Source organism: Kluyvera sp. CHPC 1.2972, assembly GCF_036759925.1.
GTDB lineage: Bacteria > Pseudomonadota > Gammaproteobacteria > Enterobacterales > Enterobacteriaceae > Kluyvera.
In genome coordinates, this window is record NZ_JAPKIB010000009.1 from 160,895 (window position 1) to 177,208 (window position 16,314).

At 53.4% G+C, this 16,314-nt stretch carries 18 protein-coding genes; 10 read left to right on the forward strand and 8 right to left on the reverse strand.

The annotated features are described in order from the left end of the window. Window positions 1-47 precede the first annotated feature (47 nt). Window positions 48-914, forward strand: a complete 867-nt coding sequence (pdxK, locus tag V6944_RS15430; protein WP_333499594.1) for a pyridoxine/pyridoxal/pyridoxamine kinase — start codon at window positions 48-50, stop codon at window positions 912-914. Further along, a complete protein-coding gene (locus tag V6944_RS15435; protein WP_333496761.1) occupies window positions 911-1,150 on the forward strand; it encodes a cytoplasmic protein in 240 nt (79 codons plus the stop codon). Before pdxK ends, V6944_RS15435 begins: the two co-directional genes overlap by 4 nt. A 60-nt stretch (window positions 1,151-1,210) precedes the next feature. On the opposite strand, the gene crr is transcribed toward V6944_RS15435, so the two are convergent. The 5 genes from crr to cysZ form a co-directional block, all read right to left on the reverse strand. Then, a complete protein-coding gene (gene crr, locus V6944_RS15440; protein WP_185669912.1) occupies window positions 1,211-1,720 on the reverse strand; it encodes a PTS glucose transporter subunit IIA in 510 nt (169 codons plus the stop codon). Window positions 1,721-1,760: 40 nt separating this feature from the next. After that, window positions 1,761-3,488 (reverse strand): phosphoenolpyruvate-protein phosphotransferase PtsI, encoded by a 1,728-nt coding sequence (gene ptsI / locus V6944_RS15445; protein ID WP_333499595.1) that lies wholly within the window; start codon window positions 3,486-3,488, stop codon window positions 1,761-1,763. Window positions 3,489-3,533: 45 nt separating this feature from the next. Further along, a complete protein-coding gene (gene ptsH / locus V6944_RS15450) occupies window positions 3,534-3,791 on the reverse strand; it encodes a phosphocarrier protein Hpr (protein ID WP_002913505.1) in 258 nt (85 codons plus the stop codon). 385 nt (window positions 3,792-4,176) lie between these two features. Next, window positions 4,177-5,148 (reverse strand): cysteine synthase A, encoded by a 972-nt coding sequence (gene cysK / locus V6944_RS15455; protein WP_333499596.1) that lies wholly within the window; start codon window positions 5,146-5,148, stop codon window positions 4,177-4,179. 156 nt (window positions 5,149-5,304) lie between these two features. Then, window positions 5,305-6,066: a sulfate transporter CysZ gene (gene cysZ / locus V6944_RS15460; protein WP_333013095.1), complete on the reverse strand. Its 762-nt coding sequence runs from the start codon at window positions 6,064-6,066 to the stop codon at window positions 5,305-5,307. Between the two features lie 230 nt (window positions 6,067-6,296). On the opposite strand from cysZ, the gene zipA reads away from it, so the two are divergent. The 3 genes from zipA to V6944_RS15475 all read left to right on the forward strand — a co-directional run bounded on the left by zipA (window position 6,297) and on the right by V6944_RS15475 (window position 9,580). Next, the gene (zipA, locus tag V6944_RS15465; RefSeq protein WP_333499597.1) at window positions 6,297-7,280 is read left to right on the forward strand and encodes a cell division protein ZipA; all 984 of its coding nucleotides are present in this window, start codon (window positions 6,297-6,299) and stop codon (window positions 7,278-7,280) included. A gap of 70 nt (window positions 7,281-7,350) precedes the next feature. Further along, complete coding sequence (gene ligA, locus V6944_RS15470; protein WP_333499598.1) at window positions 7,351-9,366, forward strand: NAD-dependent DNA ligase LigA; 2,016 nt, start codon at window positions 7,351-7,353, stop codon at window positions 9,364-9,366. Between the two features lies 1 nt (window position 9,367). After that, window positions 9,368-9,580, forward strand: a complete 213-nt coding sequence (locus V6944_RS15475; RefSeq protein WP_035896906.1) for a DUF3820 family protein — start codon at window positions 9,368-9,370, stop codon at window positions 9,578-9,580. On the opposite strand, the gene V6944_RS15480 is transcribed toward V6944_RS15475, so the two are convergent. Continuing rightward, window positions 9,577-10,572: a bile acid:sodium symporter family protein gene (locus V6944_RS15480; protein WP_333499599.1), complete on the reverse strand. Its 996-nt coding sequence runs from the start codon at window positions 10,570-10,572 to the stop codon at window positions 9,577-9,579. The two genes, V6944_RS15475 and V6944_RS15480, sit on opposite strands and share 4 nt — an antisense overlap. Before the next feature lie 89 nt (window positions 10,573-10,661). Here V6944_RS15480 and V6944_RS15485 point away from each other — a divergent pair, with 89 nt between their 5' ends. Then, window positions 10,662-11,588, forward strand: a complete 927-nt coding sequence (locus V6944_RS15485; RefSeq protein ID WP_333499600.1) for a LysR family transcriptional regulator — start codon at window positions 10,662-10,664, stop codon at window positions 11,586-11,588. On the opposite strand, the gene V6944_RS15490 is transcribed toward V6944_RS15485, so the two are convergent. Beyond that, window positions 11,579-11,920, reverse strand: a complete 342-nt coding sequence (locus tag V6944_RS15490; RefSeq protein ID WP_333499601.1) for a FlxA-like family protein — start codon at window positions 11,918-11,920, stop codon at window positions 11,579-11,581. The two genes, V6944_RS15485 and V6944_RS15490, sit on opposite strands and share 10 nt — an antisense overlap. A gap of 81 nt (window positions 11,921-12,001) precedes the next feature. After that, window positions 12,002-12,769, reverse strand: coding sequence for a nucleoside-specific channel-forming Tsx family protein (locus tag V6944_RS15495; protein WP_333499602.1), 768 nt, complete (start codon window positions 12,767-12,769; stop codon window positions 12,002-12,004). 225 nt (window positions 12,770-12,994) lie between these two features. On the opposite strand from V6944_RS15495, the gene xapA reads away from it, so the two are divergent. The 4 genes from xapA to V6944_RS15515 are packed head-to-tail and all read left to right on the forward strand — an operon-like array spanning window position 12,995 to window position 16,293. Then, a complete protein-coding gene (gene xapA, locus V6944_RS15500) occupies window positions 12,995-13,828 on the forward strand; it encodes a xanthosine phosphorylase (RefSeq protein ID WP_333499603.1) in 834 nt (277 codons plus the stop codon). 54 nt (window positions 13,829-13,882) lie between these two features. Next, complete coding sequence (locus V6944_RS15505; protein WP_333499610.1) at window positions 13,883-15,139, forward strand: nucleoside permease; 1,257 nt, start codon at window positions 13,883-13,885, stop codon at window positions 15,137-15,139. A 54-nt stretch (window positions 15,140-15,193) separates the two neighbouring features. Continuing rightward, window positions 15,194-15,352, forward strand: a complete 159-nt coding sequence (locus tag V6944_RS15510) for a XapX domain-containing protein (protein ID WP_333499604.1) — start codon at window positions 15,194-15,196, stop codon at window positions 15,350-15,352. A gap of 47 nt (window positions 15,353-15,399) precedes the next feature. Continuing rightward, window positions 15,400-16,293, forward strand: a complete 894-nt coding sequence (locus V6944_RS15515) for a LysR family transcriptional regulator (protein WP_333499605.1) — start codon at window positions 15,400-15,402, stop codon at window positions 16,291-16,293. Window positions 16,294-16,314 lie beyond the last annotated feature (21 nt).

A 16,314-nucleotide genomic window follows, 5' to 3' on the forward strand; every position in this document is an offset into this window, starting at 1 on the left:
ATAATAGTGAGGCGTTAGCCCGCTGTCCAGAGTCAGAGGAGAAGTAGATGGGGCAGGATAGTGAAATACAGTCGGTGCTCTTCAACGATACGCACCGGGCATTACAGACGGACATCGTGGCCGTTCAGTCACAGGTGGTCTACGGCAGCGTAGGCAACAGTATTGCGGTACCGGCGATAAAATCCCACGGCCTGCGGGTGACCGCCGTGCCGACGGTGCTGTTCAGCAACACGCCGCACTACGAGACGTTCTACGGCGGCGTCATTCCCGGTGAGTGGTTCGGCGGCTACCTGAAGGCGCTGAACGAGCGTGATGCGCTGCGCGAACTGAAAGCGGTCACCACCGGCTATATGGGCAGCGCGGAGCAGATTGAACTGTTGGCTGAGTGGCTGAAAACGGTACAGGTGTCGCATCCGGATATCTGCATCCTGGTTGACCCGGTGATTGGCGATGTCGACAGCGGGATCTACGTGAAAGCGGAAATCCCGGAGGCTTACCGTACTCATCTTTTGCCGCTGGCTCAGGGGTTGACGCCGAACGTGTTCGAACTGGAAATGCTGAGCGGTAAGCCGTGTCGTACGCTGAATGAGGCGATTCTGGCGGCGAAATCACTGCTCAGCGACACGCTGAAGTGGGTGGTGATTACCAGCGCGCCGGGGCAGACAGAAAACAATATTACGGTCGCCGTGGTGACCCCGGAATCGGCGGAGGTGATTGAGCATCCGCGTCTGGAAACGGACCTGAAAGGGACGGGGGATCTGTTCTGCGCTGAGCTTATTAGCGGCATTGTACAGCAACAGCCGCTGGCCGCAGCGGCGCATGCGGCGGCAGAAAGGGTGCTGGCAGTGATGAGTTGGACGCAGCAATGCGGTTGTGATGAATTAATACTGCCACCGGCAGGGGAGGTGCGATGAAGTGTTATCGTCTGGTTATTCGGCATAATGGCCGTCTGGTAGGGCATTTTGATACCAGCGGGCAGGATGCTCTTGAGGATGCCTGCGTCGCGCGGGCGATGTTTGGCGTGACCGGTGGCTATCAGTGCGAACTGCTGGTGTCTGATTCTGAACGTCGAATGCTGGAAAGCGGGCCGGAAGGAATGAAAATTCTGATGCGCGAGCCGTGTTTCCGCCCGGTGACGTCGCAGCTGTAAATCGGTTCACAGGCAAAAAAAATGGCGCCAATCGGCGCCATTTCTATATGCAATTAAGCATTACTTCTTAATGCGGATGACTGGGGTTTCACCCACAGTTACGCTGCCGGACAGTTTGATCAGTTCTTTGATCTCGTCCATGTTGGAGATAACAACCGGAGTCAGGGTAGACTTGGCTTTTTCTTCCAGCAGAGCCAGATCGAACTCAATCACGGTATCGCCAACTTTAACGCGCTGGCCTTCTTCCGCGATACGAGTGAAACCTTCGCCTTTCAGTTCAACGGTATCGATACCGAAGTGAACGAACAGTTCGATGCCGCTATCGGATTCGATAGAGAAAGCGTGGTTGGTTTCAAAGATTTTACCGATGGTGCCGTCAACCGGCGCAACCATTTTGTTGCCGGTCGGTTTGATAGCAATGCCATCACCAACGATTTTCTCAGCAAACACTACGTCCGGCACGTCTTCGATGTTGACGATTTCGCCAGAGAGCGGTGCAATGATCTCAATGGTTCCGGTGTCTTTTTTATCATCAGAAACCAGAGATTTCAGTTTATCGAACAAACCCATGATCTTCTCCTAAGCAGTAATTTGGGCCGCATCTCGTGGATTAGCAGATTGTTTTTTCTTCAATGAACTTGTTCACCAACGCCAGCAGTTCGTCTGTAGTTGGTTGAGCAAGTGCTTGCTCTGCTAAAACCTTTGCATCTTCGAAGTTCGTGTTACGGATAATCTTCTTAATGCGTGGGATAGAAATGGCGCTCATAGAGAATTCGTCCAGACCCATACCCAGCAACAGAAGTGTAGCACGTTCGTCGCCTGCAAGCTCACCACACATGCCAGTCCATTTGCCTTCAGCATGAGAAGCATCAATAACTTGCTTGATCAAAGTGAGGACAGACGGTGACATTGGCTGGTAAAGATGTGAAATCATATCATTACCACGGTCAACTGCCAGAGTATACTGCGTTAAATCATTGGTACCGATACTAAAGAAATCAACTTCTTTGGCTAAATGACGAGCGATAGTCGCAGCGGCAGGGGTTTCTACCATCACGCCAACTTCGATGGTCTCGTCAAATGCTTTACCTTCGTCGCGCAGTTCCTGTTTATAGATTTCGATCTCTTTCTTCAGTGCACGCACTTCTTCAACAGAGATAATCATCGGGAACATGATGCGCAGTTTGCCGAAAGCAGAGGCACGCAGGATAGCGCGAACCTGGTCACGCAGGATCTCTTTACGATCCATTGCGATACGCACGGCACGCCAGCCCAGGAACGGGTTCTCTTCTTTCGGGAAGTTCATGTACGGCAGCTCTTTGTCGCCACCGATGTCCATGGTACGGACGATAACTGCCTGAGAGCCACATGCTTCAGCAACGGCTTTGTATGCCGCAAACTGTTCTTCTTCAGTTGGCAGCGCGTCGCGGTCCATGAACAGGAATTCGGTGCGGTACAGACCAACACCTTCAGCGCCGTTACGCTCAGCACCGTCGATATCACGAACGGTACCGATGTTGGCGCAAACTTCAACCTGGTGGCCATCAAGGGTGATTGCCGGCAGGTCTTTCAGTTTAGCCAGTTCGGCTTTCTCATTGGCAACCTGCTCCTGAATGGCGCGCAGCTGCTCAATTTCTTCGTTAGTTGGGTTGACGTAAACTTTGTTGTTAACGGCATCCAGAATCAGATAGTCGCCATTTTTCACCTGAGTGGTGACGCTACCGGTACCCACGATCGCTGGCAGTTCCAGGGAACGCGCCATGATGGAGGTGTGGGAAGTGCGGCCACCAACGTCAGTGATGAAACCCAGCACCTTCTTCAGGTTCAGCTGTGCGGTTTCAGACGGCGTCAGGTCTGCGGCAACCAGGATAACTTCATCCTGAATGGCGCTCAGGTCAATAATGGCCAGACCCAGGATGTTGCGCAGCAGGCGCTTACCGATGTCACGTACGTCAGCCGCACGTTCTTTCAGGTATTCATCATCCAGTTCTTCCAGGGCAGTTGCCTGACCTTCGATAACTTCATGCGCAGCTGCGTCAGCCGTCATGTTCTTATCTTTAATCAGGGCTATGATTTCCTGCTCCAGCTCCTCATCTTCGAGCAGCATGATGTGCCCTTCGAAGATGGCTTCTTTTTCTTCACCGAAAGTTTCGCCAGCTTTGGTCTTGATAGCTTCCAGCTGAGCCGACGCTTTAGAACGGCCGCTCAGAAAACGTTCAATTTCCTGCTCTACTTTATCGGCAGAAATTTTCTTCCGGTCGATGACAATCTCATCTTCTTTCAGCAGCAGTGCGTTGCCGAAAGCGATACCCGGGGATGCTAAAATGCCTGAAATCATAACCCTACCTTACTTGTGACTGATATTTAAAAGAACTCGTTGAACTTACTCGAGTTCAGCCATCAGTTTAACCAGATGTTCAACTGCTTTCTGCTCGTCTTCACCTTCTGCGGACAGGGTAACAACGGTGCCCTGGGTCAGACCCAGAGTTTGCAGTTTGAACAGGCTTTTTGCGCTAGCGCTTTTGCCGTTGGAGGTCACAGTGATCTCGGAAGTGAAGCCTTTCGCTTCTTTAACAAACTGAGCAGCAGGGCGGGTATGCAGACCGTTCGGAGCGGTAATGGTAACTTCTTGCTGGAACATTATATTTCCCCAACTTATAGGTTTAGTGTTGTGGAACTAAAGTCTAGCCTGGTGGATAGACTTTAGCCTGTATTACAAATCAAGCGACGCCCACAAAATCAGCACTACCATCGGCGACAAACCTTCCGACGCAGACGCTTCTGGCCTTTGACGTTTCGCTTATCATTAAACATTATGCCGTGAAAGCAGGATTTGAACCAAATCATAAAATCGATTCAGCTTATGGAAAACCTGTTAAGAATAATTTCGCGGCTCAAAATAAATATGAGAGGTTAAATACCAGACCTACGGAGGTGAATCAATGGCAGGGGGGGTAAAAGTTTGATGCATGCCACAAAAAAGCACCCATTTGGGTGCTTTTTTACACGATTTTAACCAACTGGCATTACTGTTGCAGTTCTTTCTCGGTGAAGAGGTCTGCGAACAACGCCGTGCTTAAATAACGCTCACCCGAAGACGGTAGGATAACCACAATATTCTTATTGGTAAAGGTTTCATCTTCCTGGAGTTTCAATGCTGCGGCAACCGCGGCACCGGAAGAAATACCGGCCAGAATACCTTCCTCTTCCATCAGGCGACGGGCCGTGGAGATAGCCTCTTCGTTGGTGATGGCGACAACTTTATCAATCAGCTTCAGATCGAGGTTACCAGGGATGAAACCTGCGCCGATCCCCTGGATCTTATGCGGGCCTGGCTTCAGCTCTTCGCCTGCCAGTGCCTGAGCAATAACCGGAGAATCGGTTGGCTCAACGGCGACAGAGATCAGATCCGTTTTGCCTTTGGTATTTTTGATGTAGCGCGTTACGCCGGTCAGCGTACCGCCGGTGCCCACGCCTGAAATGAACACGTCAACCTGACCGTCGGTATCTTCCCAGATTTCCGGGCCGGTGGTCTTTTCGTGAATTTCCGGGTTGGCCGGGTTGCTGAACTGCTGCAGCAGCAGGAATTTTTCCGGATTGCTGGCAACGATCTCTTCCGCTTTCTGAATCGCACCTTTCATGCCTTTCGCGCCTTCGGTCAGCACCAGATTGGCGCCCAACGCTTTTAGCAGCTTACGGCGTTCAACGCTCATGGTTTCCGGCATGGTCAGCGTCAGCTTATAGCCACGGGCGGCAGCAACATAGGCCAGAGCGATACCGGTATTACCACTGGTTGGCTCAACCAGTTCGATGCCAGGCTTCAGCACACCGCGTTTTTCGGCATCCCAAATCATATTGGCACCGATACGGCATTTAACGCTGAAGCTTGGGTTACGTGACTCAACCTTCGCCAGAATGCGTCCGTTACCGATGCGGTTCAGTCGTACCAGTGGTGTATGACCGATAGTCAGGGAGTTATCTTCAAAAATCTTACTCATGGCCTATCCTTAACTGTATGAAATTTGGGGTACTCGACCAGCATACCTGCTTAAAGATTCTGCGGAAGTAAGGATTTCGCATATCTATATACTGAAGGGAAATAATGGCAAGCGGGATGGAATAAGGCAGGGCATAAGCCCCGCCTGGAGAGGAGATTACTTCCACATCGCGTGTTTGTCGCGATAGCAGTCAACCCACATCGCCGTTGCGCCGCAGATGGCGACCGGAATAATCACCAGATTCAGCACCGGAATCAGGGTGAACAGACTCACCAGCGACCCGAACTGCATATTGGTGACCTTGCGCGTTCGCAGGGCCTGGCGCATGGTTTTAAACGGCACTTTATGGTTGTCGAACGGGTAGTCGCAGTACTGGATCGCCAGCATCCACGCGCTGAACAGGAACCACAGCACCGGCGCGACCGTCTGACCAATGCCCGGAATAAAGTACAGCAGGAGCAGCACAATCGCGCGCGGCAGATACCACGCCAGCTTCTGCCATTCACGCTTCATGATGCGCGGCAGATCTTTCATGATGCCAACCACGCCGGTATCCGGCGGCGTCGCGCCCGTTAAGCGCGCTTCCAGCTGTTCTGCCAGCAGGCCGTTGAACGGCGCGGCAATCCAGTTGGCAATGGTCGAGAAGAAGTAGCCAAACACCAGTAGAATCGAGATCACCACCACCGGCCACAGCAGATAGCTCAGCCACTGCAGCCAGTCGGGGATACGGTTCATTAAGGAAGGGATCCAGCTTTCCAGCTTGCTGAACAGCCACCAGAAGGCGCCGCCCATCAGGATGATATTGACCAACAGCGGTAAGATGACGAATCGGCGGATGCCCGGCAAGCCGATCAGTTTCCAGCCCTGAGAGAAATAGTAGACGCCGCTGCGCGCGGCAGGGGTGGACGATGAAACCATGGTCAGGTGAAGCTCCTTTTACGGACTGCATTGAAAAGACGACTATATATTATCGAGTTGTTGGACAATGACCAGTTAGGAAATGTTCGAAAAAACAGCAAAAAGTACGATTTAACGCATCTTTATGCGGCGAATGTCATGTGCACACTTGCACTTGACGTGATGGGCAAATACTCTTAGTGAGTAAATGTTTGCCGTGGTGGCAAGGTGTTAGAACAACAGAGAATATAATGATGCAGGATTTGCGTCTGATATTAATGATTGTTGGCGCGATCGCCATACTTGCTTTACTGGTTCATGGTTTCTGGACGAGCCGTAAAGAGCGTTCATCGATGTTCCGCGATCGACCAATAAAGCGAATGAAGTCTCGTGATACTGACGATGAGTCGGAAGACGATACTGATGACAATGCTGAAGGCGTGGGTGAAGTTCGGGTCCACAAGGTCAATTACGCCCCTGGGGCAACTGGGGAGCATGAAGCTCCTCGTCACGCGCCTCAACACCAGTACCAGCCGCCATACGAGCGTCAGGCGCCTCAGCCTGCACGAGCGCCTGAGCCGGTGCCGCAACCGCATGTGCAACAGCCTTACCAGCCTGCACAGCCCGCGCCGGTGCCGCCGCCTGCCCAGCAGCCTCCGCATCCGCCGGTTGTAGAACCGCAGCCGATGGCACAGCCGCCGCAACCCGTTGCGCCTCAGACGCCGCAGCCGGTAGAAGCGCCCGCCGCTCAGCCAGTGCAGCAGCCAGAGCCGATTGCTGCGCCTGAACCAGCACCTGTCGAGAAGCCTGAGCGTAAAGAGACGGTTATCGTCATGAACGTCTCCGCGCACCAGGGCACACAGATTAACGGCGAGCTGCTGTTGAACAGCATCCAGCAGGCCGGGTTTAAATTTGGCGACATGAACATTTTCCATCGCCATCTGAGCCCGGACGGCAGTGGTCCAGCGTTGTTTAGCCTGGCGAATATGCTCAAGCCTGGTACCTTTGACCCGGATACGATGGGTGAGATGCAAACTCCGGGCGTGACCATCTTCATGCAGGTGCCGTCCTACGGTGACGAGCTGCAAAACTTCAAGCTGATGCTGCAGTCGGCGCAGTACATTGCCGATGAAGTGGGTGGCGTGGTGCTGGATGACCAGCGCCGCATGATGACCCCGCAAAAACTGCGTGAGTATCAAGACCGCATCCGCGAAGTGAAAGACGCTAACGGCTGATAGGCCCGCGCGTTTCCAATCCTTCCTGAACCCCCGCCTGTCGGGGGTTTTTTATCATTGATGGTGTGATATGCAATCTATAGAACAACAACTGAATGAACTGCGAGCGACGCTTCGCCATCATGAATATCTGTATCATGTGTTAGATGCCCCGGAGCTACCGGATGCGGAGTATGACCGTCTGATGCGCGAACTGCGCGAGCTGGAAGCGCAGCACCCGGAGCTGATTACCCCCGACTCTCCCACGCAGCGCGTCGGTGCCGAACCGCTGGCGGCATTCAGCCAGATTCGCCATGAAGTGCCGATGCTGTCGCTGGACAACGTCTTTGACGAAGAGAGCTTCCTCGCCTTTAACAAGCGCGTTCAGGACCGTCTCAAGAGCACAGACAAACTGACCTGGTGCTGCGAACTTAAGCTGGATGGCCTGGCAGTCAGCATTCTCTATGAAAACGGTGTGTTCGTCAGCGCGGCAACGCGCGGTGACGGCACCACTGGTGAAGATATCACCTCGAACGTCCGCACTATTCGCGCCATTCCGTTGAAGCTGCGCGGAGAGAACATTCCCGCCCGTCTGGAAGTGCGCGGTGAAGTGTTTATGCCACAGGCCGGGTTTGAAAAAATCAACGACGAAGCCCGTCGTACCGGTAACAAAGTGTTCGCTAACCCGCGTAACGCCGCCGCTGGCTCGCTGCGTCAGTTGGACCCGCGCATTACCGCGAAGCGACCGCTCACTTTCTTCTGCTACGGCGTGGGTGTGCTTGAAGGCGGCGAGCTGCCGGATACCCATCTGGGGCGCTTGCTGCAGTTTAAAGCGTGGGGGCTGCCGGTGAGCGATCGGGTCACGCTGTGTGATTCCCCGGAGGAAGTGCTCGCTTACTATCATAAAGTTGAAACTGACCGCCCGACACTCGGTTTTGATATCGACGGCGTGGTGATTAAGGTGAACTCGCTGGCGTTGCAGGAACAGTTAGGCTTTGTAGCCCGCGCGCCGCGCTGGGCGGTGGCGTTTAAGTTCCCGGCGCAGGAGCAGATGACCTTCGTGCGCGACGTGGAGTTCCAGGTCGGGCGTACCGGGGCAATTACGCCGGTGGCGCGCCTGGAGCCGGTGCAGGTAGCTGGCGTGCTGGTCAGCAACGCGACGCTGCATAACGCCGATGAAATCGAACGTCTTGGTCTGCGCATTGGTGACAAAGTGGTGATTCGCCGCGCGGGCGATGTGATTCCGCAGGTGGTCAACGTGGTGCTTTCTGAGCGCCCGGATGACACCCAGGAAGTCGTCTTCCCAACCCATTGTCCGGTGTGTAATTCTGACGTGGAGCGCGTGGAAGGTGAAGCCGTAGCTCGCTGTACCGGTGGCCTTATCTGTGGTGCGCAGCGTAAAGAGGCGCTCAAGCATTTCGTCTCCCGTCGTGCGCTCGACGTAGACGGCATGGGCGACAAAATCATCGACCAACTGGTAGAGAAAGAGTACGTCCATACGCCTGCCGATCTTTTTACCCTGACCGCTGGCAAGCTGACTGGACTTGATCGCATGGGGCCGAAATCGGCGCAGAACGTCGTCAGCGCGCTGGAAAAAGCCAAACAGACCACCTTCGCCCGTTTCCTCTACGCGTTAGGGATTCGTGAAGTGGGCGAGGCAACGGCAGCCGGTCTGGCGGCCTACTTTGGTACGCTTGAAGCACTGGAAGCCGCTTCCATTGAAGAACTGCAAAAGGTGCCGGACGTCGGCGTGGTGGTGGCGAATCACGTGTTCAACTTCTTTGCCGAAGAGAGCAACCGTAACGTGATTCAGCAACTGCTGAAAGAGGGCGTAAACTGGCCTGCTCCGGTGGTGATCAACGCCGAAGAGATAGATAGCCCGTTTGCTGGTAAAACCGTGGTGCTGACCGGGAGCCTGAGCCAGATGTCCCGCGACGATGCCAAAGCGCGCCTGGTTGAGCTGGGGGCGAAAGTTGCCGGTAGCGTGTCGAAGAAGACCGATCTGGTGATTGCCGGTGAAGCCGCAGGCTCGAAGCTGGCGAAGGCGCAGGAGCTTGGCATTGCGGTGATCGACGAAGCCGAAATGCTACGTCTGTTAGGAGTCTGAGGTGGATAAAGCGCAGCTGATTGAGATCGCCAACACCGAAATGCCGTTTGGTAAGTATAAAGGGCGGCGGCTTATTGATGTGCCGGAAGAGTATCTGCTGTGGTTTGCCCGGAAGGATCAGTTTCCTGCCGGGCATCTTGGCGAGCTGATGCAGCTAACGCTGTTAATCAAAACAGAAGGGCTGAGCCAGCTGGTTCAGCCCCTTAAGCGCTAGCTGCCTACGCGGGCCTGCTCTTTGGCCTGCTGTTTTTCGGCCTGCGCTTTGTAGCGACGGGCCAGCACTGCGCAGGTCATCAGCTGGATCTGGTGGAAGATCATCAGCGGCAGCACCATCATCCCCAACACCGACGTTGGGAAGAGGATATTGGCCATCGGGATACCGTTGGCCAGACTCTTTTTCGACCCGCAGAAGACAATCGTAATCTCATCCGCCTTATTGAAGCCCAGACGACGGGCAACCACGGTGTTAATCAGAATCACCAGCGCCAGCAGCACGATACTCACTACCACGATAAACAGCAGTGATCCTACGCCTACCTTATGCCAGATACCGTTGACCACCGCTTCGCTGAAAGCGGAGTAGACCACCAATAGAATCGAGGTCTGGTCGGTTTTGGCAATCCATTTTTTGTGTTTGGTCACAAACGCCGCGGTCCATGGGCGGGAAAGGTGTCCCAGCACAAACGGCAGCAGCAGCTGCAGCATGATTTTGCCCACCTGCTCAAGGCTACCGCCCGCGCCGTGGACGTTCATCACCAGGCCGACCAGCAGCGGTGATAGGAAAATCCCCAGCAGGCTGGATGCTGACGCCGAGCACACCGCCGCAGCGACGTTACCGCCCGCCAGTGAGGTAAAGGCGATGGCCGATTGCACGGTGGCAGGCAGAATGCACAGGTACAGGAAACCGGCATACAGCTGCGGGTCTACGTTAACCGGCGCCCACCACGCGAACAGCACGCCGAAGATCGGGAACACCACAAACGTACTGCACATCACCCACAGATGCAGCCGCCAATGGCTGCCGCCCGCGATAATCGACTCACGCGACAGCTTGGCACCGTGCATAAAAAACAGCAGTGCGATGGCTGCGGTGGTCAGATTTTCGAAAAATGGCACGAAATCGCCGCGCGCCGGGAAGAAGGTGGCGAGCAGGACAACGGCGATAAGGGTCAGCGTAAACGGGTCTAAAACGCGAAAAAGTTTCATAAAGACTCCTGAAGATCGATGCAGACATTTTGCTTTTTTATTTTTGAGAAATAAAATTGATTTATTGCATCCATTGATGAAAAAAACAGATGAATTACTCGCTGCGGCAGTTGAAGGTGTTTGTGACGGTTGCTCAGGCTAAAAGCTTTAGCCGGGCGGGGGAGATAATCGGTCTGAGCCAGTCGGCGGTTAGCCATAGCGTTAAAGAGCTGGAGCATCAGACCGGTGTGCGCCTGCTTGACCGTACCACGCGCGAAGTGGTGTTGACCGAGGCCGGTCAACAGCTGGCGCAGCGCCTTGAGCGCCTGCTGGATGAACTGCACGGCACGCTGCGTGAAGCCGGGCGTACGGGCCAACAGTTGAGTGGTACGGTGCGAGTAGCGGCTAGCCAGACTATCTCCGCGCACCTGATTCCTCAGTGCATTGCCGAAAGCAATCTGCGCTATCCGGATATTCGTTTTGTTCTGCACGACCGGCCACAGCAGTGGGTGCTGGAGAGTATTCGCCAGGGTGATGTGGATTTTGGCATCGTTATCGATCCCGGCGTGGTGGGGGATTTACAGTGCGAAACGGTTCTGTCGGAGCCGTTTTTCTTACTTTGCCGTCGCGATCATCCGTTTGCCGATTTACCGTACGTCAGTTGGCAGGCACTACAGGGGGCTGCGCTGGTGTTACAGGACTATGCTTCGGGAAGCCGAATGCTTATTGATGCCGCACTACGCCTGCACGATATTGCGGCGGATATTGTCCAGGAGATTGGCCACCCGGCGACGCTGTTCCCGATGGTTACGGCGGGCATTGGCATTAGCATTATACCGGCGCTGGCGTTACCGCTGCCCGAGGGCAGCCCACTGGTAGTGAAGCGGCTGGCGCCGGGCGTAGAGCGGCAGCTGATGCTGGCGCGGCGTAAAAACCGTTCGCTCTCCACCGCTGCGCAGGCGCTGTGGGATGTGGTTCGCGAGCAGAGCCAGTGTCTGATGGATAAACGTTCCCAGGATCCGCTGTATCAGACGTAGATATCAATTTGATGGCCGTCGCTGGGCTGGTTAACCCCGGTCACCGCGGCGGCTGAAGTTTGCTGTTTTTCCTGCGCTTTTTCCGCCTGCTGGTTTTGCAGCTGCGCCAACTGAGCTTCCAGCATGGCAATCTGCTCCTGGATCATCTCGGCTTGCTTCTGCTTGTCTTCGGTGCTGCCGCTACCGTCCGCGACTTCTTTGAGCTGCTGGGTCAGTTTGACTATCTGCTGGGTAATACGCGCCATTTGCGCGGCAGTGTCGTTACCACTCGGCGCGGCCGTACTGGTGGTGGTTTGTAGCGCGGGCAGGGAAGATGAGCTGATGGTGGTCATGGTGTACGCCTTATACGGGAAAATATAAGGAGTATCGGCCTGACGGCGGGAAGCTTGAGTGTCACTTCCCGCGCGCGGCTATCAGAAATTGAATTTTACCGAGTAGATGATGGCGTCCTGATACCAGCTTTCACCTAATTTATCATCCGCATAGCGGTATTGGATCCCGGTGGTTAAATGCGGCGTCGCGTTCCACCAGACGGCAAGCGCGCCGTTCATCCCTTCCTTACCGCCGTTGCCAGCCGCATAGCTGGGATCCCTATCAAATTCATACTCGTTCCAGTTAGTGAGGGTAAATTTCTCATGGCCGAGCATAAAACTGTACCCGGCAACCCAGCCAGCTACGTAGCCATTATCGCCGGTATAGTAGGTTTGATCGGTATAGCGTTTGGCGATAAACGGCTTAAACCAATAACCGTCGCCGGTAAAGTTATAGCCAAGACCGTATAGGAACATGTCATCGTGGAAGTTGACGCGGTTCGGCGAACCATAGGTCCCGTAGGCGTGGAGATAGAGATTCAATCCCGTATCGCCTAAATAAATACGATTGGTATTTTTAAACGTATAGCGCTGCTCGCTGCCGGGTTTATCATGGCGGCCATTATAAAAGTTTTCCCAATCGAAAAAACCGTACATTTCACCCCAGCTAAAGTTAGCTCCGCCCTCCAGTTCGAGGTAGCCAAAATCATCTTTGTGCGATTTCTGGCTCGACTTTTCTGTCGTTCGGTTAGACCAGTCAAGATAATGAAAACCGATATCGGCGAAGCCACTTTTGAATTCGGCATGTGATGTGAAGGGTAAAGCAAGTAGAGAGATAAAAATAAGAGACAGACGTTTATTATTGTGCATGGCTAATTCCCGTATTCTTCAGAGGTAAAAACCAGCGTATTTTTATTTCTGTCTGTACAGATTTACCATTATCTTTTTTTCCCTGGATTAATAGTCAGAAGGAATAAATGAGGATTGAGATCAATTGGCTATTGATAGTAAGAATAAATAGTATTGGTTTGAACGGGATAAGGGTCGATATAAACAGAGAAACACACATTGTTTGTTCACTGTTTAAGGATAGTTATGACTCATTCTCACGACTCAAATAACCCGCAATACTGCGTTGATATTATTCATGGCTATAAACCGGGTTTTATCCCTCGTGTTGCTTTTATTCTTGGCTCAGGGTTGGGGACATTGGCGGAGCAAATTGAAGATGCGGTGGTTATCTCCTATGAAAAACTGCCTGGTTTTCCGGTCAGCACCGTACATGGCCATGCTGGCGAGCTGGTTCTTGGCACGCTCGCGGGGGTTCCCGTCGCCTGTATGAAGGGGCGCGGCCATTTCTATGAAGGCCACGGGATGCGCATTATGACCGATGCTATTCGCACTTTTCAGCGCCTGGGCTGCGAGCTGCTATTTTGCACCAATGCGGCGGGTTCTCTGCGACCTGAAGTTGGCGCAGGCGAGCTGGTGGTGCTGAAAGACCATATCAATACCATGCCGGGCACGCCGATGGTCGGGCCCAACGATGAGCGCTTTGGCGAGCGTTTTTTCTCGCTGGCTAACGCCTATGATGCGGAGCTTCGCGCTGTGCTGCAGGTTGTTGCTCAGGAAGAGGGGTTCCCGCTGAGTGAGGGGGTGTTCGTCTCTTATCCAGGGCCGAATTTCGAAACCGCGGCTGAAATTCGCATGATGCAAATTATCGGCGGCGACGTTGTGGGGATGTCTGTGGTGCCGGAGGTGATTACCGCGCGTCATTGCGGGCTAAAGGTCGTGGCGGTTTCCGCCATCACCAATATGGCGGAGGGGCTAAGCGATGTGACGCTATCGCATGCGCAGACGCTGGCTGCCGCCGAACTGTCCCGACAAAACTTTATCAATCTTATCTGCGGCTTTTTACGCAAGCTGGCCTGATAACCCTTATGAGCAGGTCCCTTCGGGGGCCGGATAATACGACAAGGAAAAATGATGGACATTACGTCTCGCTTAAAAATCATGTCGTTTTTACAGTATTTCATCTGGGGGAGCTGGCTGGTTACCCTGGGTTCTTACATGATCAATACGCTACATTTTACCGGGGCGAACGTCGGGATGGTGTACAGCTCGAAAGGGCTGGCGGCGATAATCATGCCGGGGATTATGGGCATCATTGCCGATAAATGGCTGCGCGCCGAACGTGCCTATATGCTGTGTCATTTAGTGTGCGCCGCGGTGCTGTTTTACGCCGCGTCGGTGACGGACTCTGACACGATGTTCTGGGTGATGTTGGTGAACGCGATGGCGTTTATGCCCACCATTGCGTTGTCTAACAGCGTATCCTATTCCTGCCTGGCGCAGGCGGGGCTCGATCCGGTCACCCGTTTTCCGCCTATCCGTGTCTATGGTACGCTGGGTTTTATTGTGGCGATGTGGGCGGTGAGTTTGCTGCATCTTGAACTCAGCAGCGTGCAGCTCTATATCGCGTCTGGCGCCTCTATTCTGCTCGCGCTCTATGCGTTGACGCTGCCTAAAATACCGGTAGCGGAGAAAAAAACGGCGACGACGCTTGCCAGCAAACTTGGGCTGGATGCCTTTGTACTGTTTAAAAATCCGCGAATGGCGCTGTTCTTTTTATTCGCGATGATGCTGGGGGCCGTATTACAGATTACCAATGTGTTCGGTAATCCATTCCTGCATGATTTCGCGCGTAACCCTGAGTTCGCTGACAGCTTTGTCGTTCGTTATCCTTCCATTCTGCTCTCGGTGTCGCAGATGGCCGAGGTCGGGTTTATTCTGACGATTCCGTTCTTCCTCAAGCGCTTTGGCATCAAAGCGGTGATGTTGATGAGCATGGTGGCCTGGACGCTGCGTTTTGGCTTTTTTGCCTTCGGCGACCCGTCACCGGGCGGCTTTGTTCTGCTACTACTGTCGATGATTGTTTATGGCTGCGCATTCGACTTCTTTAATATTTCCGGTTCAGTGTTTGTTGAACAGGAAGTTGGATCCCATATTCGCGCCAGCGCCCAAGGGCTGTTTATGACCATGGTCAATGGCGTTGGCGCATGGGTTGGTTCGTTATTAAGTGGAATGGCGGTGGATTATTTCTCTATCGATGGTGTTAAAGATTGGCAAACCATCTGGTTAATATTTGCAGCCTATTCCTTCGCGTTAGCGATAATCTTTGCCATTTTCTTTAAATATAAACATGAGCCGGATAAAATAGCTACGGCATCCGTTGCTCATTAATTACATATCGCTGGCGTGAGTTTCCGTCAGCGTTCACCACTACAAGGATGCGTTGTGAAAGAGATTATTATGTCTTCCGGTATCGGTTTTGGCATTGGGGCACTTTTTACATTGTGCCGATTACCTATTCCTGCACCAAATGTTCTTCCCGGTGTTTTATCAATTGTATTTATGTATTTCGGCTATCTGGCAGTGAAATTTATTTTCCACTGATGATTATGATAAGCTAATTCTTTGTATTCTGGCCATGGAGCGTAATCGTGAAGGAACGCAAACACCGTATCGATCTTAAATTATTACGCTATTTTATGGCCGTAGCGGAAGAACTGCATTTTGGCCGAGCCGCCGCGCGTTTAAATATGTCGCAACCGCCGCTGAGTATCCACATCAAGGAGCTGGAACAGCAGCTAGGAACGCTGCTGTTCGTTCGGCACTCCCGAAGCGTCGCTTTGACGCATGCGGGAAAGGTGTTGATGGAAGAGTCCCGACGTTTAATCGACAGCACCGATCAGGCGTTGGCCAGAGTGGAGAAAATTGGCCGCGGCGAAGCCGGACGCATTGAGCTCGGGGTCGTAGGAACGGCAATGTGGGGGAGGATGCGACCAATGATGCACCGCTTCCTCAAGGAGAACCCGAACGTTGAGGTGATGTTTCGCGAAAAATCACCGGGCCTGCAGATGGCGCTGCTGGAAAGGCGAGAACTGGATGCAGGAATCTGGAGAATGGCAACCGACATCCCGGAGCGTTTTACCAACCTGCGTCTCTACGAAGCGTCCTTCCTTGTGGCGATGCCGGCGGAGCACCCGCTGGCTATTCATGAGCGCGTCCCGCTTGATGCATTACGCAATGAGTATTTTGTGACACTACCTTCTGCTCATTCGGATTGGTCCTTCTTGCAGGTCGTTTGCCAGAAGGCGGGCTTCACGCCGATGATTGTTCGCGAGGTGGTTGAGCCGCAAACGGTTCTGGCGATGATCAGTATGGGTATTGGCATTACGTTAATGGCCGACAGCTACGCGCAGATGCACTGGCCCGGCGTGGTGTTTCGCCCGCTGGAGGAAAGGATTCCGGCAGATCTGTACCTTGTGTTCGAACGTCAGCAGGCGATGCCTGCGCTGAATAAGCTGATTGAGACATTTATGCGGGAGCGTTAAGGATTTTTGGAATATCGCAGA

Excerpts from the sequence above, each read along its gene's own strand:
- V6944_RS15485 (WP_333499600.1), top strand. The coding sequence starts at position 10,662 with ATGAATTACTCGCTGCGGCAGTTGAAGGTGTTTGTGACGGTTGCTCAG.
- V6944_RS15490 (WP_333499601.1), bottom strand. The coding sequence starts at position 11,920 with ATGACCACCATCAGCTCATCTTCCCTGCCCGCGCTACAAACCACCACC.
- cysZ (WP_333013095.1), bottom strand. The coding sequence starts at position 6,066 with ATGGTTTCATCGTCCACCCCTGCCGCGCGCAGCGGCGTCTACTATTTC.
- zipA (WP_333499597.1), top strand. The coding sequence starts at position 6,297 with ATGATGCAGGATTTGCGTCTGATATTAATGATTGTTGGCGCGATCGCC.
- V6944_RS15435 (WP_333496761.1), top strand. The coding sequence starts at position 911 with ATGAAGTGTTATCGTCTGGTTATTCGGCATAATGGCCGTCTGGTAGGG.
- ptsI (WP_333499595.1), bottom strand. The coding sequence starts at position 3,488 with ATGATTTCAGGCATTTTAGCATCCCCGGGTATCGCTTTCGGCAACGCA.
- ligA (WP_333499598.1), top strand. The coding sequence starts at position 7,351 with ATGCAATCTATAGAACAACAACTGAATGAACTGCGAGCGACGCTTCGC.
- V6944_RS15480 (WP_333499599.1), bottom strand. The coding sequence starts at position 10,572 with ATGAAACTTTTTCGCGTTTTAGACCCGTTTACGCTGACCCTTATCGCC.
- ptsH (WP_002913505.1), bottom strand. The coding sequence starts at position 3,791 with ATGTTCCAGCAAGAAGTTACCATTACCGCTCCGAACGGTCTGCATACC.
- xapA (WP_333499603.1), top strand. The coding sequence starts at position 12,995 with ATGACTCATTCTCACGACTCAAATAACCCGCAATACTGCGTTGATATT.
- V6944_RS15495 (WP_333499602.1), bottom strand. The coding sequence starts at position 12,769 with ATGCACAATAATAAACGTCTGTCTCTTATTTTTATCTCTCTACTTGCT.
- cysK (WP_333499596.1), bottom strand. The coding sequence starts at position 5,148 with ATGAGTAAGATTTTTGAAGATAACTCCCTGACTATCGGTCATACACCA.
- V6944_RS15505 (WP_333499610.1), top strand. The coding sequence starts at position 13,883 with ATGGACATTACGTCTCGCTTAAAAATCATGTCGTTTTTACAGTATTTC.
- pdxK (WP_333499594.1), top strand. The coding sequence starts at position 48 with ATGGGGCAGGATAGTGAAATACAGTCGGTGCTCTTCAACGATACGCAC.
- crr (WP_185669912.1), bottom strand. The coding sequence starts at position 1,720 with ATGGGTTTGTTCGATAAACTGAAATCTCTGGTTTCTGATGATAAAAAA.